The 17,705-nt window shown below is 63.5% G+C and carries 21 protein-coding genes; 5 read left to right on the top strand and 16 right to left on the bottom strand.

Annotated features, from left to right (window positions below; genetic code table 11):
• Positions 1–155: 155 nt before the first annotated feature.
• On the top strand, positions 156–596 hold the full coding sequence (locus tag CHB90_RS01795) for a DUF4174 domain-containing protein (RefSeq protein WP_245823117.1): 441 nt from the start codon (positions 156–158) through the stop codon (positions 594–596).
• A gap of 70 nt (positions 597–666) precedes the next feature.
• On the opposite strand, the gene CHB90_RS01790 is transcribed toward CHB90_RS01795, so the two are convergent.
• The 10 genes from CHB90_RS01790 to CHB90_RS01750 form a co-directional block, all read right to left on the bottom strand.
• The gene (locus CHB90_RS01790) at positions 667–1,176 is read right to left on the bottom strand and encodes a hypothetical protein (RefSeq protein WP_141135783.1); all 510 of its coding nucleotides are present in this window, start codon (positions 1,174–1,176) and stop codon (positions 667–669) included.
• A gap of 81 nt (positions 1,177–1,257) precedes the next feature.
• Positions 1,258–1,671 (bottom strand): hypothetical protein, encoded by a 414-nt coding sequence (locus CHB90_RS01785; protein ID WP_089276132.1) that lies wholly within the window; start codon positions 1,669–1,671, stop codon positions 1,258–1,260.
• Positions 1,672–1,674: 3 nt separating this feature from the next.
• Positions 1,675–3,675: an acetyl-CoA carboxylase biotin carboxylase subunit gene (locus tag CHB90_RS01780; protein WP_089276131.1), complete on the bottom strand. Its 2,001-nt coding sequence runs from the start codon at positions 3,673–3,675 to the stop codon at positions 1,675–1,677.
• 129 nt (positions 3,676–3,804) lie between these two features.
• Positions 3,805–4,011 (bottom strand): hypothetical protein, encoded by a 207-nt coding sequence (locus CHB90_RS01775; RefSeq protein ID WP_089276130.1) that lies wholly within the window; start codon positions 4,009–4,011, stop codon positions 3,805–3,807.
• A gap of 138 nt (positions 4,012–4,149) precedes the next feature.
• A complete protein-coding gene (locus CHB90_RS01770) occupies positions 4,150–4,368 on the bottom strand; it encodes a hypothetical protein (protein WP_089276129.1) in 219 nt (72 codons plus the stop codon).
• A 358-nt stretch (positions 4,369–4,726) separates the two neighbouring features.
• A complete protein-coding gene (locus CHB90_RS01765; protein WP_089276128.1) occupies positions 4,727–5,089 on the bottom strand; it encodes a hypothetical protein in 363 nt (120 codons plus the stop codon).
• A gap of 132 nt (positions 5,090–5,221) precedes the next feature.
• Complete coding sequence (locus CHB90_RS26455; RefSeq protein ID WP_162846276.1) at positions 5,222–5,365, bottom strand: hypothetical protein; 144 nt, start codon at positions 5,363–5,365, stop codon at positions 5,222–5,224.
• A 214-nt stretch (positions 5,366–5,579) separates the two neighbouring features.
• Positions 5,580–5,921 carry a DUF6497 family protein gene (locus CHB90_RS01760; protein ID WP_141135782.1) on the bottom strand — a complete coding sequence of 114 codons (342 nt, stop codon included), beginning with the start codon at positions 5,919–5,921 and terminating at the stop codon, positions 5,580–5,582.
• Between the two features lie 155 nt (positions 5,922–6,076).
• Entirely contained in the window at positions 6,077–6,418 is a 342-nt protein-coding gene (locus CHB90_RS01755) for a hypothetical protein (protein ID WP_089276126.1), read from the bottom strand.
• Positions 6,419–6,537: 119 nt separating this feature from the next.
• Positions 6,538–8,070 (bottom strand): acyl-CoA carboxylase subunit beta, encoded by a 1,533-nt coding sequence (locus tag CHB90_RS01750; RefSeq protein ID WP_089276125.1) that lies wholly within the window; start codon positions 8,068–8,070, stop codon positions 6,538–6,540.
• 177 nt (positions 8,071–8,247) lie between these two features.
• Here CHB90_RS01750 and CHB90_RS01745 point away from each other — a divergent pair, with 177 nt between their 5' ends.
• A complete protein-coding gene (locus CHB90_RS01745; protein WP_089276124.1) occupies positions 8,248–9,474 on the top strand; it encodes a multidrug effflux MFS transporter in 1,227 nt (408 codons plus the stop codon).
• A 59-nt stretch (positions 9,475–9,533) separates the two neighbouring features.
• Positions 9,534–10,934 (top strand): helix-turn-helix domain-containing protein, encoded by a 1,401-nt coding sequence (locus tag CHB90_RS01740; protein ID WP_089276123.1) that lies wholly within the window; start codon positions 9,534–9,536, stop codon positions 10,932–10,934.
• On the opposite strand, the gene CHB90_RS01735 is transcribed toward CHB90_RS01740, so the two are convergent.
• Genes CHB90_RS01735 through CHB90_RS01715 form a run of 5 tightly spaced genes read right to left on the bottom strand, consistent with a single transcriptional unit; the run spans position 10,931 to position 14,827 of the window.
• Positions 10,931–11,626, bottom strand: a complete 696-nt coding sequence (locus tag CHB90_RS01735; RefSeq protein WP_089276122.1) for an N-acetylmuramoyl-L-alanine amidase — start codon at positions 11,624–11,626, stop codon at positions 10,931–10,933. The two genes, CHB90_RS01740 and CHB90_RS01735, sit on opposite strands and share 4 nt — an antisense overlap.
• 6 nt (positions 11,627–11,632) lie before the next feature.
• Positions 11,633–12,337 carry a hypothetical protein gene (locus CHB90_RS01730; RefSeq protein ID WP_089276186.1) on the bottom strand — a complete coding sequence of 235 codons (705 nt, stop codon included), beginning with the start codon at positions 12,335–12,337 and terminating at the stop codon, positions 11,633–11,635.
• A 32-nt stretch (positions 12,338–12,369) separates the two neighbouring features.
• A complete protein-coding gene (gatA, locus tag CHB90_RS01725; RefSeq protein ID WP_089276121.1) occupies positions 12,370–13,857 on the bottom strand; it encodes an Asp-tRNA(Asn)/Glu-tRNA(Gln) amidotransferase subunit GatA in 1,488 nt (495 codons plus the stop codon).
• Positions 13,854–14,141, bottom strand: a complete 288-nt coding sequence (gene gatC / locus CHB90_RS01720) for an Asp-tRNA(Asn)/Glu-tRNA(Gln) amidotransferase subunit GatC (protein WP_089276120.1) — start codon at positions 14,139–14,141, stop codon at positions 13,854–13,856. Before gatC ends, gatA begins: the two co-directional genes overlap by 4 nt.
• 35 nt (positions 14,142–14,176) lie before the next feature.
• The gene (locus tag CHB90_RS01715; RefSeq protein WP_089276119.1) at positions 14,177–14,827 is read right to left on the bottom strand and encodes a ceramidase domain-containing protein; all 651 of its coding nucleotides are present in this window, start codon (positions 14,825–14,827) and stop codon (positions 14,177–14,179) included.
• A 110-nt stretch (positions 14,828–14,937) separates the two neighbouring features.
• Between CHB90_RS01715 and CHB90_RS01710 the strand changes: the two genes are divergently transcribed.
• Positions 14,938–15,630, top strand: a complete 693-nt coding sequence (locus tag CHB90_RS01710) for a metal-dependent hydrolase (protein ID WP_089276118.1) — start codon at positions 14,938–14,940, stop codon at positions 15,628–15,630.
• Positions 15,631–15,983: 353 nt separating this feature from the next.
• Here the strand turns inward: CHB90_RS01710 and CHB90_RS01705 are convergent, their stop codons facing one another.
• Positions 15,984–16,562 carry a hypothetical protein gene (locus tag CHB90_RS01705; protein WP_089276117.1) on the bottom strand — a complete coding sequence of 193 codons (579 nt, stop codon included), beginning with the start codon at positions 16,560–16,562 and terminating at the stop codon, positions 15,984–15,986.
• Positions 16,563–16,658: 96 nt separating this feature from the next.
• On the opposite strand from CHB90_RS01705, the gene CHB90_RS01700 reads away from it, so the two are divergent.
• Positions 16,659–17,660: a hypothetical protein gene (locus CHB90_RS01700; RefSeq protein ID WP_089276116.1), complete on the top strand. Its 1,002-nt coding sequence runs from the start codon at positions 16,659–16,661 to the stop codon at positions 17,658–17,660.
• The last annotated feature ends 45 nt before the right edge of the window (positions 17,661–17,705 follow it).

Raw genomic sequence — 17,705 nt, 5'->3', positions numbered from 1 at the left:
GCGGCCCGCCGACGCGCAGTGCACCGGGGCCTTCAGACTGGGGTGACCCTGCGCAGGGCCGGGTTGGGATGCCGTTAAAGATAAAATTTTTGCAGATGGAATGGCGCAATGGCTGTGCAGCCGGTCGGCGGCGACTTATATCGTTTTGTATGAAAATGGTAAAACGACTGATCGCGGCAGCTTTTGTGGGTGGCTTTGCCAGCCTTTCGGCAGCGCAAGGGGCGGAAACCTCGGACGAACCGTTCGAGATGATCTTGCCCGCCTCGGAAACGTCTCTGGAGGACTGGCTGTGGCTGAAACGCCCGGTGGTCGTCTTTGCCGACAACGCGGCGGACCCCACGTATGTCGAGCAGATGGCCCTGCTGTCGGAACGGCTGGACGCGCTGGATGAGCGTGACGTGGTGATCATCACCGACACCGATCCGGCAGCGCGCTCGTCTGTGCGGCAAACCCTGCGCCCGCGCGGTTTCATGCTGGCGATCATCGCCAAGGATGGCACCATCGTGGCCCGCAAACCGGCGCCATGGTCGGTACGCGAAATCTCGCGCTCGATCGACAAGCTGCGGCTACGCCAGCAGGAAGTGCGCACCAGGTAGGGCACAGCGGCTGTTTCAGAGACAGGAAAGGGCGTCGGGACACGCCTTTGCCCAACGATTTGGCCCAGCGTCAGACGTTGCCGCGCAGGTAAAAGGCGATCTGCGAGGGCCGGTGCAGCAGCACCAGCGCGTTGCGGGCCGGATCGTAGATCATCACCGTGTCGGGCGACATCAGCGCAAGATAGACGTCGTTCTGAAACGCCTCTGTCATGCAGGCCTGTGATGGTCCCACAAAGCTGGAGATCAGGCCCAGCCCCTCTGACAGGTTCACCGACATCAGCGCCTCTGACACCGCGTTGGGGGTCAGTCCCGGCAATTCGAAGGCCACCGTGCGCCCCTCGGACAGCAGCCGCTGGCCGTTGCCCAGATCCTCGACCCGGCGCACCGGCCCGCTGCTGCGCACCTCGCCCGAAATCGTGTCGAAGATCGCCGCCGTACAGGTCGACCGCACGGTAAAGTGTCGCGTTTGCGCCAGAAACACCCAGGTTCTGAGATGCGCGCGCACCTCTGCCTCTGTTTCCAGCCGGAAACAGCCCGCCAACAGCGTCACCACCGCCACAAGTATCCCGACCCGTCGCACCAAACTGCCCTGCCCCGTTCCACCGTACCGTTGGCGCAAGCGTAGTGCAGAGGGGTTGAGGATATGTTGCCGGCGGGCGGATCACGGCGTGTCCTCCACCTCTCCCAGTTCGGCAACCAGCCGGTGCAGCGCCGCGCCGCCGCCCAGATACAGCAGCGCGTAGCCCAAAAGACTGCCGCCGCCCACCGCAAGCAGCCCGGAATAGACCGCCGTAAAGACCAGCGCCATGACCGCCAGCACCACCAGAGGCCCGAACAGGTAAAATCCCCAGCCCGGCACCACCCCCAGCAGCGCCGCAACCAGCGCCAGATAGATCGCGTATCCGGTCCCCACCGAGATGATGGAGACCCCCAGAGCCGTGCCCAACAACAGCGCATTTCCGCCTTCGCTGGGGACCAGAAACCACAGTCCGACCGCCACGACCCCCGACACCACCAGCCCGGCCAGAAAGGCCAGACTGTGCATGAGCCAGATGCGGAGGGCGTGGCGCAGCATGGGTTATTCGAACTCCATGATCACTTCGTCGACGGCAAGACTGTCGCCCGGACCTGCGTTGATCTTGGCCACCACGCCCTTGCGTTCGGCGCGCAGGATGTTCTCCATCTTCATCGCTTCGATGGTGCACAGCGCCTGCCCCTCCTGCACCTCCTGCCCCACTTCGACGTTGATCTTTACGATCAGGCCCGGCATCGGGCACAGCAGCAGACGAGAGGTATCGGGCGGCAGTTTCTCGATCATCAGCGCGGACAGTTCCGCCTGACGTGGAGAGCGCACATTGACCTTGAGATCCGCGCCGCGCGTGCGCAGGCGGAACCCCTGCGTGATCTTGTCGACCTTCAGCACCAGCGGCACCGCGTCCACGGTCATCCGGGCAAGATTGTCGCCCGGGGTCCAGTTGCCTTCGACGCGCAGTTTGGAACCGTCGGCAAACGACACCGTGGCACCGTCATGGTCTGCGTCAATCGAGGTTTCGAACTGCGCGCCCTGCACGCTGACCACCCAGTCGCTGCCGACACGGCGTTCATGGTTGCCCAGACGTCCGGTGACACGGGTCCGCCGGATTTCAGCCACGCGGTTCATGGCGGCGGCGGCGGCGGCGACGCGTTTCAGTTCCGCCTCGGCCAGCGTCACGCCCTCAAAACCCTCCGGGTATTCCTCTTCGATAAAGGCGGTGGTCATCTCGCCGGCGATGAATTTCGGATGGTCCATGACGGCGGCGACAAACGGCAGGTTGTGGCCGATGCCTTCGACCTCGAAACTGTCCAGCGCGTTGCGCATGACCTCGATCGCCTCAAGGCGCGTGGGTGCCCATGTGCACAGCTTGGCGATCATCGGGTCATAATACATGCTGATCTCACCGCCCTCAAAGACGCCGGTGTCATTGCGCACGATCCCAGCGCCCAGCGGCCCCTCTGCGGGCGGGCGGTAGCGGGTCAGACGACCGATGGAGGGCAGGAAGCCACGGTAAGGATCCTCGGCGTACAGGCGGTTCTCGATGGCCCAGCCGTTGATTTTCAGATCGTCCTGCGTGATCGACAGCGGCTCTCCGTTGGCGACACGGATCATCTGTTCGACAAGGTCGATGCCGGTGATCAGTTCGGTGACGGGGTGTTCCACCTGCAAACGGGTGTTCATCTCAAGGAAGTAAAAGTTCCGGTCGCCATCGACGATAAATTCCACCGTGCCCGCGCTGGCATAGCCCACGGCCTTGGCCAGGGCGACGGATTGTTCTCCCATCGCCTTGCGGGTTTCGGGATCAAGAAAGGGGCTGGGCGCCTCTTCGACGACCTTCTGGTTGCGGCGCTGGATCGAGCATTCGCGTTCGTGCAGGTAGACGCCGTTGCCATGCGCGTCACACAGCACCTGAATTTCGATGTGGCGCGGTTGGGTCACGAATTTCTCGATAAAGATGCGGTCGTCGCCAAAGCTGTTGGCCGCCTCGTTCTTGGACGATTGAAAGCCCTCACGCGCCTCTTCGTCGTTCCAGGCAATCCGCATCCCCTTGCCGCCGCCCCCGGCGGAAGCCTTGATCATCACCGGATAGCCGATCTCACCGGAGATCTTGACCGCCTCGTCCGCGTCGCCGATCAGCCCCATGTAGCCCGGCACGGTCGAGACATTGGCCTCCTGCGCGATCTTCTTTGAGGTGATCTTGTCCCCCATCGCCTCGATCGCCTTCACCGGCGGGCCGATAAAGGCGACGCCAGCGGCTTCTAGTGCCAGCGCAAATTTCGGGTTTTCCGACAGGAACCCATAGCCCGGATGGACCGCCTGCGCGCCGGTCTGTTTGATGGCATCCATGATCTTGTCGATCACGATATAGGACTGGTTTGCGGCGGGGGGGCCGATGTGGACCGCCTCATCCGCCATTTCCACATGCAGCGCGTGTTTGTCCGCGTCCGAATAGACGGCGACGGTCTTGATGCCCATCTTGCGGGCGGTCTTGATGACCCGGCAGGCGATCTCGCCCCGGTTGGCGATCAGGATCTTGTCGAACATGTCTGTCCCTTCTTCTTGGCGGCGCTTTGGCGCGCATCTGCACATGCAAACGCCGCCCGGACCGATGGGTCCGGACGGCGTTGAAACGGTACGGGGGCGGCGCGTGTCAGGCGCGCGCCGAAAGAATGGTTACCGGCACAATTCGGGTGTGACGTCGTCGCAGACGACACCGGCAGTGCCACCGATGGCCGCGCCAGCGGCCACGCTGCGCCCGGTCGCTGCGGCACCTGCCGCGCCGATGCCCGCGCCGATGACGCCGCGTTCCAGATCGGTGCCCTCACAGGCGGCGAGGCCGAGAGTTGCGGCGAGTGCGGCGGAAAGAGTGATGATACGCATGAAGGAGCCTCCTTGATCCATGTCGGTTCGACAGGATGATGGGGCTTCAACGTGTCAGGCGAAAGATCGTTCCGTACCGCATCTTTTGCGGTGGCGGGTTCCAGCGCAGGGTGCGCGGCAACCCGCCAAGGCGCGGGATCAGCAGCGCGACGGGTAGGTGCTGCAATAGGCGATATTGGTCGCAACCCCGACGGCCGCGCCGGTGAGAACATTGGTGTCCAGCGCAACGGCCGAGACCGCGCCGGCCCCGGCGCCATAGGCCGCCTGCTCGCCCAGGTTGTCGCCACAGGCCGCCAGCACTGCGGCTGCGCCAAGGCAGAGGGCAAGGTGGAAACGGGTCGTGGTGTGTCTTTGCATGTGAGGTTCTCCTCATCTCTGATCGACTGCTCGGAGCCGAGAGAACACCATCGAGAGGGGAATTTCCAGTGCCATTTCCCCGTTTGGGAGAGCGGGCGCGAGAATCCGCCAAGCCCTTGGCAGTGGCCGGATTTCTTCAGAATCAGGAGAAGGTGGGGCGACCTGGCCGGGGACAGACCGGGCCGCCCCGAGGGGGGGTTGGATGCGCGGGGACGAAGGGACTGTATGGGACCCGGGCCGCGACCCAACGCCACGCTTGCAGAATCCGACGGCGCTGCAAAGCCCTCCGTGCGCGAAAAGAAACCATCGGCGAGCGCCCGCGCAATCTGGCCGTGAATTGGCAAGAAAACGCCCAAGGTCATTCCCAGTCCTCCGACTCGTCGAAGGCCTCCGGAAAGGCGGCACGGGCAGCCCCTTCGTCGATCACCAGAAGCGCGTCATAGCTCTCTGGATCAAAGGGGTCGTCAACGGGCAGAACCTCGCGGCCAAACAGCCAGGACAGGCGTCCGGCATCCAGATTGCCGCGTTCGAACGGGTCGGTGCCGAAGTGACGCCAGAGCGCGGCCATGAATGCCATGTCGGCGCGGCGGTCCGCCGGGCGCCGGTCGCGATAGCGGTCGCGGCGAGTGATCGGCGAGGCGCCCTTGGGATTGGCGCGGCGGATAACAAATTGAAAGTCGGTGCCGGTCAGACGGCCGGGAAATCCGCGATGCTTCAGCATGTGCCGGCCTCCGGCACATGGGCGCGCACACTGGTTCGGCGCGACAAAGCTGTGGTGCTCAATCGTGGTCCGCGCGCTGCCCCTGTCGTGCGGAAAAGCGGGACGGACGCACTGGTCCGCCCCGATAGGTTCTTACTTGTACTTGCCTGTGTACACCGGCTCGACCGAGATGGGCTCGGGATCGACAACGATGTACTCTTCTTCTTCTTGCTGCGCGCAAGCGGAAACGCCTGCGATGACAGCGAACATGGCAAGCAGTTTGATGCTCTTGGACATCTTCTACTCCTGTCTAGTGTTTCGAAACATTCAGCGCGCGCGCGCCCTGCCTGTCCCCGTTCTGAGGTTTTGACTGCTTCGATGCAATCACCAGCGAACCTACCCGAGGGTTGCGGAAAAAGATACGCCACCCTTGGCAACGATTCGCGCTGTGACCCAGAAGCCGCAAATACTTGTCCACATGAGAGTCGGGTCGCAAGATATTGTGGAGTCATTAAAAAGCCTCCCAGATACAGAGGTCGCTTTCGACCGAGTAGCTTTCGAAAAATTGTGTGACACCCGGCGTCATTTCGCCGAAAACCACCGGCGCGGACATCAAGGTGATCACGATTTGCGACGGCGCACCGCCCTCCCCGGCGATCCGCACAAGCGCATCCTGGGTACACAACAGCTCCATATCTCCGGCCACATCGGCATAGAGCACCCCGTCTTGCGACAGGTTCGGAGCGATGTATCGCACCCGCCAGACGGGGGGTTGGGCGATGATGTCGTGAAGTTCGATTTCCAGCCCGGAGGTCGGCAGGATCTGCTGCGCCGCCGTCAGAGGCGCGGCCAACAAGCCCGCCAATACCACGACACCCAGATGTATGGATCTTTGTATGGATCTTAAGCGGCAGCCCCGACACCAGCGGGTTGTGACACCCGCGGCTCCTCCCGTCGGGGCCGCCTTGGCCCCGGGCGCGCCCGGGGCTATGTTCCGTGACACCCTCATCAGGCGTCCTCCCCCGCACAGATCATCCATCGCGCGCGATGCGCCGGATCGTCGAGCAGGTCCCGAATGCGGGTTTCCGTGTCTGCCGGGGTCCGCCCCGAGAGGCGTCCGCCGGCGCGCACGATCACACCGTCTTCCGTTGCGGCAACTTCTACCACGGGAGAGAAACCGCGCAAGTGCTGAAATTTGCGCCACAAGTCCTGCCGGATCTGCCGGGCGAGCCGCGCAGGACGTACCGGCGGAAATCCGCTTGCCGCCGCCACGTCGAAACGTGGCGGCCACTGACGGGCCAGCACATAGCGCCCCTCTTCTTCAAGGATATGCCAGCCATTGCGCCTCATACGGCCCCCCTGCCGCCAAGAGCGCCAGCGTCGGACGGGCCGCGCCGGGTCGCAGCGCCACGTCTGGTGATTGGGCGCGCCTGATCTGGAAATGTGGTCATGCCGGATCTCCGTGACGGTCAGAGCGGGATGTTGTTGTGTTTTTTCCACGGCGTCTGCCGGGACTTGTTGCGCAACATGGCAAACGCCTTGGCCACCCGCCGCCGGGTCGAGCGCGGCTGGATCACCTCATCGATAAAGCCGCGTTCCGCCGCGATGAACGGGTTGGCAAAACGGTCCTCATATTCATCCGCGTGCGCCTGGATCTTGCCGGGATCGCCCAGATCGGCGCGATGGATGATCTCTGCCGCGCCCTTGGCCCCCATGACGGCAATCTGCGCCGTGGGCCAGGCATAGTTGACGTCAGCGCGCAGGTGTTTGGACGCCATCACGTCATAGGCGCCGCCATAGGCCTTGCGGGTGATGACCGTGACCATCGGCACCGTCGCCTCGCCATAGGCGAACAGCAGCTTGGCCCCGTGTTTGATCACACCGTTGTATTCCTGAGAGGTGCCGGGCAGGAAACCGGGCACATCGACCAGTGTCAGGATCGGGATTTCGAAACAGTCGCAGAACCGGACAAAGCGCGCCGCCTTGCGGCTGCTGTCGATGTCCAACACCCCCGCCAGCACCATCGGCTGGTTGGCCACGACGCCGACAGTCTGCCCTTCGAGGCGGATGAACCCGGTCAGGATGTTGCCCGCGAAATCGCGCTGGATCTCGTAGAAATCGCCCTCGTCCGCAACCTTGGTGATCAGCTCCTTCATGTCGTAGGGCATGTTGGGGTTGTCGGGGATCAGGGTATCAAGGCTGGCCTCGATCCGGTCCACCTCGTCGAAGAAGGGCCGCACCGGGGGTTTCTCGCGGTTGTGCAGCGGTAGGAAATCGACAAGGCGGCGGACCTCGGCCAGCGCCTCGACATCGTTCTCAAAGGCCCCGTCCGCGACAGAGCTTTTGCGGGTGTGGGTCGATGCGCCGCCCAGTTCCTCGGCGGTGACAATCTCGTTGGTCACGGTCTTGACCACATCCGGGCCAGTGACAAACATGTAAGACGTGTCCTTCACCATAAAGATGAAGTCGGTCATGGCGGGCGAATAGACCGCGCCACCCGCGCAGGGCCCCATGATGACAGAGATCTGCGGGATCACGCCCGAGGCCTCGATGTTGCGTTGAAAGATCTCCGCGTAGCCTGCCAAGGCATCGACGCCTTCCTGGATGCGGGCGCCGCCGGAGTCGTTCAGACCGATCACCGGCGCGCCGTTCTGCACCGCCATATCCATGATCTTGCAGATCTTGCGCGCGTGGGTGTCGGACACCGACCCGCCCAGCACAGTGAAATCCTGGCTGAAGACATAAACCATGCGGCCGTTGATCGTGCCCCAGCCGGTGACAACCCCGTCGCCGTAGGGCCGGTTGTTTTCCATGCCGAAATCGGTGCAGCGATGCGCCACGAAGGTGTCGTATTCTTCGAAACTGCCCTCATCGAGCAACAACTCGATCCGTTCGCGCGCTGTCAGCTTGCCCTTGGCGTGCTGGCTGTCGATGCGTTTCTGCCCACCGCCCAGCCGGGCGTTCTCACGGCGATCCTGCAATTCCTGGAGAATATCTTTCATCTGCCACCCCTTCCGGTTTGTCGCGAAAATACAGCGGAAACGCTGCGCCTCAAGGGTTTCCTCGCAAATTTGCAAATAGGCAAATTGTCATGTCGTGCATATTGCAAACTTGCGAACTCGCACAAAAGCCCATGCAAGCATTGGACAATCCCCAATTCGAGGCATACCGATACCGCCATGCATTCCACAGATCCGGTGCGGTTCCTAGACCGCAGTACCCCGCCGCATATTGTCACACTCGTTCTGCTGGCCGGCATGTCCGCGCTGGTGATGAATATTTTTGTGCCCTCTTTGCAAATCATGGCGGAGTGGTTTGAAACCGACTACGCGGTCATGCAGTTCTCTGTGTCGGGCTATCTGGCCGGTAACGCGATACTGCAACTGTTCATCGGTCCCATCTCGGACAAGCTGGGGCGCAGGCCGGTGATCCTGGGTGGTCTGGTGATCTTTGCATTGGCCACCATCGGCTGCCTGCTGTCCACCAACATCACGGTTTTCCTGATCTTTCGGATGCTGCAGGCCTGCGTCGTGGTCGCCATGGTGCTCAGCCGCGCCGTGGTCCGAGACCTTTATCCGCCGAATGAGGCAGCCTCGATGATTGGCTACGTCACCATGGGCATGTCGCTGGTGCCGATGCTGGCGCCCATCGCGGGCGGATGGCTGGCGCAGACCTTTGGCTGGCACGCGAATTTCTGGGCCATGCTGGTCCTCGGGCTTGCCCTGATCGCGTTGTGCCTGCGCGATCTGGGCGAGACGAAGATCGCCAGCGGGCTGACCCTGGGCCAACAGTTCCGCGAATACCCCGAACTGTTCCGCAGCCCACGCTTTTGGGGTTATGCGCTGGCCTGCGCGTTTTCCTCGGGCGCGTTCTTTTCCTACGTCGGCGGCGCGTCCTACGTCGGGATCGAGGTCTTTGGAATGTCGACGACGGTTCTGGGCTTTTTCTTTGGCGCGCCAGCAGTGGGCTATGCGCTTGGCAATTTCCTGTCGGGACGGTTTTCGTCCCGCATCGGGATCAATTCCATGGTGCTGTGGGGCGGGATCATCGTGTCCGGGGGCATGGCGCTGTCGCTGGTGGTTTTCGCCACTGGATTTGGCAACGCCTGGACCTTTTTCGGTTTCATGACCTTTGTGGGATTGGGCAACGGAATGACCATTCCCAACGCCACCGCAGGCGCGCTGTCGGTGCGTCCCGGACTGGCAGGCACCGCCTCTGGTCTGGCGGGGGCCATCATGCTGGGCGGCGGGGCGGCGCTGTCGCAACTGGCCAGCGCGCTGTTGCAACCGGGAAGCGGCGCCTGGCCGCTGTTGTGGATGATGTTCCTCTCCGGCCTTGCCTCTGTGGCGGCCATCCTGGTGGTAATCCGACGCGCCCGGCAGCTGCGGGGGCTGGACGCGGCGTGACAAAATTTGCATCTTTGCGCAACGAACGAGCAAAGATGCAAAACCGGAACACCCCCTGAATGGCCACCCAGAAACTTTACGCCGGCGCCAAGCTGCGCGACATCCGCACCCGATTGCACCTGACGCAAAAGGATTTCGCCGCCAAGCTGGGGATCTCCCTGCCCTATCTCAACCAGATGGAGAACAACAATCGCCCGGTCAGCACGACTGTAGTGCTGGCACTGGCGCAGGAGTTCGGTTTTGACGTCACCGAACTGGGCCAAGGCGATGCAGAACGGCTGGTCACCGACATGCGTGAGGCGCTGGCCGATCCGGTGTTTGGAGAGACGACTCCGCAACTGGCCGACCTGCGCCTGACCGCCTCCAACGCGCCGGTGCTGGCGCGCGCCTTTCTGGCCCTGCACCGCGCCTACCGGCAAACGCATGAGCGGCTTGCCTCACTGGATGAGGCCTTGGGCCGTGAGGGCGCGCAGTTGCAGCCCAGCCCGTGGGAAGAGGTGCGCGACTTTTTCCACTATTGCGACAACTACATCGACGCGGTGGACCGCGCGGCAGAGCATTTCGCCCAGTTGCACGCCGGTGAGACCACGATCCGCAGTGCCTGCATCGACCGACTGGAGACGCGCGGGATCACCGTGCGGTTTTCCCAGACCTCTCCGATGCGCGCCTTTGATGACGAGCGTCAGGAACTGGTGCTGTCCTCGCTCTTGCCGGTCGAGACGCAGACCTTTCAACTGCTGGTGCAGGTGGCGTTGTTCCGACAGAATCAACTGCTGGAGGCGACGCTGGATCTTGCCCGGTTCCAGTCCGAAGAGGCCCGCGCCATCGCCAAGCTGGGCCTTGCCAACTATTTTGCCGGGGCTGCGATGATGCCCTACAAGGCCTTCCTAGCCGCCGCACAGGAAACCCGCCACGATCTGGAACTGCTGGCGGCGCGTTTTGGCGCCTCGATCGAGCAGGTGGCGCACCGGCTGTCGACGCTGCAACGCCCCGGTGCCAAGGGTGTGCCGTTTTTCTTTGTCCGGGTTGATCAGGCGGGCACGATCACCAAACGTCACTCAGCCACGCGGCTGCAATTTGCCCGCTTTGGCGGTGCCTGTCCGTTGTGGAACGTCCACCGCGCGTTTGAAACGCCGGGCCGGTTTCTGCGCCAGCTGGCGGAAACGCCGGACGGGGTGCGCTACATCAGCCTTGCGCGTGACGTGTCCAAGACCGGCGGGCATTTTGGCGCGCCGGTGCGGCGCTACGCGATCTCTATCGGCTGTGAAGTGCGCCACGCCGCCGCGCTAGTCTATGCCGACGATCTGGATTTCACCCGCGCCAGCGCGTTTGAACCCATCGGCATCAGCTGCCGCATCTGTGAGCGGACCCATTGCCACCAACGCTCTGTTCCGCCGTTGGAAAAGCGTCTGACCACCACGCCCAATCGCCGCGACGTACTGCCCTATCAGTTGGACTAGGCGCGCAGCGGCGACCGACGACACGGAAACCGGTCCGCAAGATCCGCCATAACCGCACAATCATCCGCGCCCAACGGCCCCTTGGCCCAAGGACGAAACCGCAGCCGGATGGCGTTCAGGACGTCCTCTTTGGTTTGCGGGGTCACCTCATAGCCAAAGGCGGTGCAATCAGCCCAAAAGCGCGGCTCATCCAGCGCGCATTCTGTCTGTTCGGGCCATACGGACAGCCCCCGCAGCGCCAAGCGTCGCCAGTCAAACCGCCCGCCGGGATCGGTCTTGCGGCCCAAAGCCGTGTCGGAATGGCCGACAACGCGCCTTGGCGTGATGGACCAGCGGGCGGTGATGCCCGCCAACACCGTCTCCAGAACCGCCATCTGCGGCTCGGGGAATGGATGAAAGCCGGTGTTGGCCAGCTCAATCCCGATGGAGTGCGAATTGATGTCGCCAACCGCCCCCCAACAGCCCCGCCCGGCGTGCCAAGCGCGGTCCGCCTCTTGCACCAACTGCCACAGCCGCCCGTCCTCGGCGATGACATAGTGGCAGGACACCTCGCTTTCGGGCGCGCACAGCCAGTCGCGCGCGGCCTCTGCGGATGTCATGGCGGTGTAGTGCAGCACAACCATATCCGGCGCGACAGAGCCGCGCCGGTCACCGAAGTTCGGCGACGGATGCCAGATCGTCTCCGGCGTCATGAAAGATCAGCCGCCGCGTACCGCGCGGAAGGGCGCCGGGCTCCAGCTACAGGCAAAGCCATCGCCGTCCGGGTCAAGCGCCTTGCGGTCCTTTTCCGGTCCGCCCAGCGCCAGAAACTCTTCTTGCGCCAGATCTGCCGAGGCATAGGCCGCGCAGGCCCGTTGGGACCGCGACCCGCCATTGAACGACGACCGTTTGTACAGCGGCGTGCCGACCGGGTTGGTGGTGCGCAGCGCGTATTCCACGATATTGGGCGCGTCCGATCCGGGCCGCTTGGGCAGTGCCTCGGGCTGGACGACCGTGTATTGAGAGCGGTTGCGCTGGATCATCGCCGCATCGGCGGCGATGTCGCGGGTGGCGGAGACGGCGGTAAAGTCGTTCTCACCGGAAATGCCGCGCGCATTGGCCACGATCTGCGGGGCCGGGTTACCGGGGGCCGCATCAACCGGGTCCACCCCGGAATTGAGCGCGCGTGCCGCCGCAGCAGCGACGACATCGCTTTCGTCGATCGGGCCGCCCTCGACGCGCGGTGCGGCCGGAATCGACGCGGTCTGCCCGTTCAGCTGCGCCTCACGCCGGGTGGCGTAATCGTCATAGCTGCCAAAGCCCACACCCGCCCCCGGATCGGGGGCCGTTGCACCGCTGTCGGGTACGCTGGGCTCACAGGCTGCCAAGGCCAGCGCCGCCAAAATCAGGAATGTGGTCCGCATCATTCGTCCTGTCTGCTCTTTAGCGGCTGCAATTACCACCATTTCGCGGGTTTGGCCACAAATCCTGCGGCCTGTTCCAGCGCGTAGGCGCAATTCAGCAGATCGCCCTCTTCCCACGGGCGGCCAATCAATTGCAGACCCAGCGGGAGACCCTGCTTGTCCACGCCTGTCGGCACCGCGATGCCCGGCAGACCGGCAAGGTTCACGGTCACGGTAAAGACGTCGTTGAGATACATCTGCACCGGATCGGCCTCTGTCATCTCTCCCAGACCAAAGGCGGCAGAGGGGGTGGCAGGCGTCAGGATCGCATCGACGCCCTGGGCAAACACATCCTCAAAGTCCTTCTTGATCAGTGTCCGCACCTTGCGCGCGCGGTTGTAATAGGCGTCGTAAAAACCTGCCGACAGGACATAGGTGCCAATCATGACGCGGCGCTTGACCTCTTCGCCAAACCCTTCGGCGCGGGTCTTTTCATACATCTCGGTGATGCCGTCGCCATGGCTCAGCTTGGCGCGGTGGCCATAGCGCACGCCGTCATAGCGTGCGAGGTTCGACGACGCCTCGGCAGGGGCGATCACATAATAGGCGGGCAACGCGTATTTGGTGTGCGGCAGGCTGATGTCGACCAGCTTGGCGCCCGCGTCCTGCAGCATCTTGCGCCCTTCGGCCCAAAGCGCGTCAATCTCTGCCGGCATCCCGTCCATGTGGTATTCGCGCGGAATGCCGATGGTCTTGCCCTTGATGTCGCCGGTCAGCATCGCCTCAAAGTCCGGCACGGGCAGGTCGGCGCTGGTGCTGTCCTTGGGATCATGGCCGCACATCGCCTGCAGCATGATCGCCGCGTCGCGCACGTCCTTGGCCATCGGCCCCGCCTGATCCAAAGACGAGGCAAAGGCCACGATGCCCCAGCGCGAGCAGCGCCCATAGGTCGGCTTGATGCCCGTGATGCCGGTAAAGGCGGCGGGCTGGCGGATCGACCCGCCGGTGTCGGTGCCCGTCGCCCCCAGACACAGATCCGCCGCCACGGCAGAGGCAGACCCACCGGACGAGCCACCCGGCGTCAGCGCCGCATCGTCGTTGCCGCGCCGCCACGGGTTGATCACATTGCCATAGGTGCTGGTCTCATTCGACGAGCCCATGGCAAATTCGTCCATGTTCAGCTTGCCCAGCATGACCGCGCCCGCATCGAACAACTGGCTGGTCACGGTGGATTCGTATTCCGGCTTGAACCCGTCCAGGATCGCCGATGCCGCTTGTGACGCCACGCCCTTGGTGCAGAACAGATCCTTGATGCCCAGCGGAATGCCACACAGCGCGGGCGCATCGCCCGCCTTGATCCGCGCATCGGCGGCGGCAGCCTGTTCGCGGGCAATCTCTGGCGTCTTGTGGACAAAGGCGTTCAGCGCGTCGGCCTTGTCGATGGCGCTCAGGCAGGCCTCGGTCAACTCTGCACTGGTCACGTCGCCCTTGCGCAGCGCATCGCGCGCCTCGGCGATCTTCAGCTTGGTCAGATCGGTCATTCCACCACCTTCGGAACCGCAAAGAACCCTTCGCGCGCGTCGGGCGCGTTTGCCAGCACCTTGTCCTGCATGTCACCGTCGGTCACGCCATCGGTGCGACGTTTCAGACGCATGGGCGTGACAGATACCATCGGCTCTACCCCCTCGACATCCACCTCGTTCAACTGCTCGATGAACCCGAGGATATCGTTGAAGGATTGTGCCAGCGCGGGCAGATCTTCGCTTTCCACCTTGATGCGGGCAAGTTTTGCCACGCGCGCCGCTGTCTCGATGTCGATCGACATGGGGGCCTCATTCGTTTCCGGATTTAGGGCAGGCTTTAGCGCCCCGCCTGCCGCGCCGCAAGCACATGGCGCGTCCAGACCGCGATCATCCAGCCCAGCATCGTCGCATTGAGCAGATGCCAGATGAAATGCGTGCCGATGGGCAACAGGGCGCAAAGCGGGTCATCCAGTATACGCGCCATCATCGAGACCAGCAGGATCGCCACGCCGATGGCCAGACCCCGCGCCGTGTCTGGCGCGCGGTGGCGCAGCATCACGGCATAAATGGCGATCAACAACGGCACCGGCGCGTAGCTGGCGGTGCCACCCAGTCCGGGGATCAGACCGAACAACGGTGCAGTGACGGCGGCGAAAGGCAGGAACAGCGCCGTCAGGCCCAAGGCGGGCCAAACCGACAACCGCCAAAAGTCGCGGTTTGCGGCGTAGATATAGACCAGTACGAAGATCAGGATCGGCACCACATCGGCGACACCGGCCCAGGGTTGCGCTACGGTGTGAAACAGGAACGATCCAACGCCGATCCCTGCCAGAATCGCGCAGAGCACCCGGCCAAACCCAAAACTGCGCCGCCACAGAATCACCGCCGCCAGCACAAAGGCGGCGTTGGTCACGGCGTTCAACGGTTCTGACCAGAACTCCGGCCCCAACCGCTCGCAATAGCCGTCTACGGCCCGTGTCCAGTCCATCTGTCTTCTCACTGAGAATACGCATCCTTGCACCGATCCCGGCGCAGGACACACCTAGTCTTGATCCACCGTCATGCTAGGCTTGACCCAAACCAATACAGGAGTTTCTCATGCAAATCATCTGGCTGGGCCATGGCAGTTTCCGCATCGAAATCGGTGGCGAGGTGCTGCTGATCGACCCGTGGATCAACGGCAACCCGATGATGGAGGGGCAAGACACAGACGCCGCCATCGCGGGGGCGACGCAGATCCTTGTGACCCACGGCCATTTTGACCACACCAACGACATCGTCGAGATCAGCCAAAAGACCGGCGCGCCGGTGTCGGGGATGTTTGAGCTGGCCAATGTACTGACCGGCATGGGTGCGGTCGAGGGCCATGCCTTCAACAAGGGCGGAACGGTTCGCTTTGGCAAGGTGGCGGTGACCATGGTGCCTGCCTCGCACAGCTCCTCGATGGAGGTGGAGGGCGTGGCCCGCTACATGGGGATGGAAACCGGGTTCATGATCGCGGGCGAAGGCCACACGATCTATAACTCTTCCGATACCTGCATCATGGCCGACATGGGCTGGATGGGCGCCTATTTCAAACCCGACATCGGCATCCTGTCGGCGGGCGGTTATTACACGATGGACATGAAACAAGCCGCATGGGCAGCGAACGAATACTTTGACTTCAAGACGGTGATCCCCGGCCACTACCGCACCTTCCCGGCGCTGGAACAATCCGCCGATACGTTGGCAAAGGCCCTGCCCGGCGTGGACGTGATCGAGCCGCAGGTGCTGCAGCCGATCACGGTCTGACCCCCAAGCCTGTTCGCCCAAGCCTGTTCCCCGGAGCCGCCCTCGCTGATGCCGATCAGCGGCGGCCCCCGGCGGGCGGCAAGGGGGCGCAGCCCCGCGCGCCAGCGCGGCTTGCCCTTGCCGCCTGCCGGGGGGTGTCGCAGGCATCAATCAGCGAAGGGCGGGTTCGGGGAACAGGCGCAGGTTTGTTCCTTGGAGAGTCCCGAAGCAATCGACCCGCGCCAAAGGCACGTCCCCAAGGGTCGGCGGGCGGGCGATGCGGCCCACAGGGTTGGTGGGCGGGCGATGCGGCCCACAGGGTTGGTGGGCGGGCGATGCGGCCCGCGGGGCCGCAAGTCCCGTCCCCGACCCGCTCAGGGCATCAACGCCCCCTGGCGGTTGAAGGTGATTTTTTCGGTTGTCAGATCGTCATAGATCACCTCGACCGTCATGCTGTCGACCGATTTCAACGGAAAGGCCCGGTAGGGCAGCCCGTCGTCCGGCAGCATGGCGTTGGGTGCATTTGTATCCTCGTGACAGTCGGGCAGCGGCCAGGGTTCCGGATCGGCCCCGTTGATCCCCACATGGATCGCCACCAGCCCGCAGCGCCACGCCCAGAGATGGGTGACATAGACCAGATCCTGCCCGTTGAACTCGCGCACCGCGATCCAGTTGGCGCGGGTGGCCCCCAGGATCGGCTTGACCTCGACCGCCGTGGTGAACCGGCCCGTGGCGACCTGCTGTTCGGCGGTATAGGGCAGCACGCGGACAGGCGCCGGGTCTGCCTCGGAACTGGGTGGCGGGGCCTCGGACGAGTGGGCCAGCGCATCGGCGGCCTCGACCTTGGGCGCGGAGGCGGTTTCGACCCGCTCTGCCGGTCCGTCCGGCCCTCCCGGACCGCCGGTGGCAATGGCAATGGCAATGGCAATGACAACTAGAATGAGATCGAGCATAAGGCGTGTCCTGTCTGAAAATCCCCAAGTTGGCCGCTTTCGATGCGCGCCACGCCCGCCTATAGTGCCGACAAAAGGGCAACGGGCAGGTTCACCATGACACGCGAGGGCAGCGCGGCTCAAACTGTAAATATCCTGATCGTGGCGCAGGCCGGGCGGCTCTCCTATGAGGCGGTGCTGTTTGCGGCCTCGTTGCAGGCGCAGGGCGAGGACCGCTTTCGCCTGATTGTCGCCGAACCTGCGCCGGGGCCGCTATGGGAGTCCGATCCGCGCATTCGCCAGCCAGAGGTGCGCGCCCTGCTGGAGGATCTGGGCGCAGACATCCGCCCCTTTGAGGCCCGCCAATTCGGCGCCGCCTACCCCTATGGCAACAAGATAGAGGCGCTGCGCGTGCTCCCCGAGGGAGAGCCGTTTGTGTTTTTCGACACCGACACGCTGATCCTTGATCCGTTGTCGCGGGTGCCGTTCGATTTTGACCGGCCAACCGCGTCGCTGCGGCGCGAAGGGACATGGCCGCAGATCGAACTGTACGGGCCGGGCTACACGCAAACCTGGAAGGCGCTGTACGACCGCTTCGGACTGGACTTTGACAGCAGCCTCGACCTGAATTGGCCGGATGAATACTGGCAACGCTATCTGTATTTCAACGCCGGTTTCTTTTTCTACAAGTGCCCCAAGGTGTTCGGGGATCTGTTTCTGGACTACGCCCTGTCGGTTCGCGACGATCCCCCTGTGGAGCTTGTCTGCCAGAGCCTTGACCCCTGGCTGGATCAGGTGGTCCTGCCGCTGGTGATCCATGGGTTGGGCGGCGCCCGGGTCACGTTGCCCGAGGGCCTGCTGGATGGCGCGGTCAGTTGTCACTACCGGGTGCTGCCCCTGCTTTATGCGCGCGAGGCGGACCGTGTGGTCGAGGTGCTGGAACAGGTCACAGCCCCCAACCGGATCAAGAAGGTGCTCAAGGAATACGATGCCTTCAAGCGGATGATCTACCAGGGGCGCGGCCAAAAGGTGCGCGCGCTGTTTGACCGCGATGACCTGCCCCGGCGCGAACAAGCGATCCGCAACAAGATCAAGCGCGAAGGCTTCTGGATGCGCTAGGGTCGCCGGATTTTACACTCTGCCCGCCTGCGACCGTGGTATGCT

Source organism: Antarctobacter heliothermus (assembly GCF_900188425.1).
GTDB lineage: Bacteria > Pseudomonadota > Alphaproteobacteria > Rhodobacterales > Rhodobacteraceae > Antarctobacter > Antarctobacter heliothermus.
The sequence above is the reverse complement of the archived record's forward strand: the minus strand, read 5'-3'. Positions and strand labels throughout refer to the sequence as shown.

Coding starts and splice junctions, on each gene's coding strand:
- CHB90_RS01700 (WP_089276116.1), top strand. CDS start 16,659: ATGACACGCGAGGGCAGCGCGGCTCAAACTGTAAATATCCTGATCGTG.
- CHB90_RS01745 (WP_089276124.1), top strand. CDS start 8,248: ATGCATTCCACAGATCCGGTGCGGTTCCTAGACCGCAGTACCCCGCCG.
- CHB90_RS01735 (WP_089276122.1), bottom strand. CDS start 11,626: ATGACGCCGGAGACGATCTGGCATCCGTCGCCGAACTTCGGTGACCGG.
- CHB90_RS01785 (WP_089276132.1), bottom strand. CDS start 1,671: ATGCTGCGCCACGCCCTCCGCATCTGGCTCATGCACAGTCTGGCCTTT.
- CHB90_RS01730 (WP_089276186.1), bottom strand. CDS start 12,337: ATGCGGACCACATTCCTGATTTTGGCGGCGCTGGCCTTGGCAGCCTGT.
- CHB90_RS01770 (WP_089276129.1), bottom strand. CDS start 4,368: ATGCAAAGACACACCACGACCCGTTTCCACCTTGCCCTCTGCCTTGGC.
- gatA (WP_089276121.1), bottom strand. CDS start 13,857: ATGACCGATCTGACCAAGCTGAAGATCGCCGAGGCGCGCGATGCGCTG.
- CHB90_RS01715 (WP_089276119.1), bottom strand. CDS start 14,827: ATGGACTGGACACGGGCCGTAGACGGCTATTGCGAGCGGTTGGGGCCG.
- CHB90_RS01740 (WP_089276123.1), top strand. CDS start 9,534: ATGGCCACCCAGAAACTTTACGCCGGCGCCAAGCTGCGCGACATCCGC.
- CHB90_RS01705 (WP_089276117.1), bottom strand. CDS start 16,562: ATGCTCGATCTCATTCTAGTTGTCATTGCCATTGCCATTGCCATTGCC.
- gatC (WP_089276120.1), bottom strand. CDS start 14,141: ATGTCGATCGACATCGAGACAGCGGCGCGCGTGGCAAAACTTGCCCGC.
- CHB90_RS01750 (WP_089276125.1), bottom strand. CDS start 8,070: ATGAAAGATATTCTCCAGGAATTGCAGGATCGCCGTGAGAACGCCCGG.
- CHB90_RS01795 (WP_245823117.1), top strand. CDS start 156: ATGGTAAAACGACTGATCGCGGCAGCTTTTGTGGGTGGCTTTGCCAGC.
- CHB90_RS01780 (WP_089276131.1), bottom strand. CDS start 3,675: ATGTTCGACAAGATCCTGATCGCCAACCGGGGCGAGATCGCCTGCCGG.
- CHB90_RS01775 (WP_089276130.1), bottom strand. CDS start 4,011: ATGCGTATCATCACTCTTTCCGCCGCACTCGCCGCAACTCTCGGCCTC.
- CHB90_RS26455 (WP_162846276.1), bottom strand. CDS start 5,365: ATGTCCAAGAGCATCAAACTGCTTGCCATGTTCGCTGTCATCGCAGGC.
- CHB90_RS01765 (WP_089276128.1), bottom strand. CDS start 5,089: ATGCTGAAGCATCGCGGATTTCCCGGCCGTCTGACCGGCACCGACTTT.
- CHB90_RS01755 (WP_089276126.1), bottom strand. CDS start 6,418: ATGAGGCGCAATGGCTGGCATATCCTTGAAGAAGAGGGGCGCTATGTG.
- CHB90_RS01710 (WP_089276118.1), top strand. CDS start 14,938: ATGCAAATCATCTGGCTGGGCCATGGCAGTTTCCGCATCGAAATCGGT.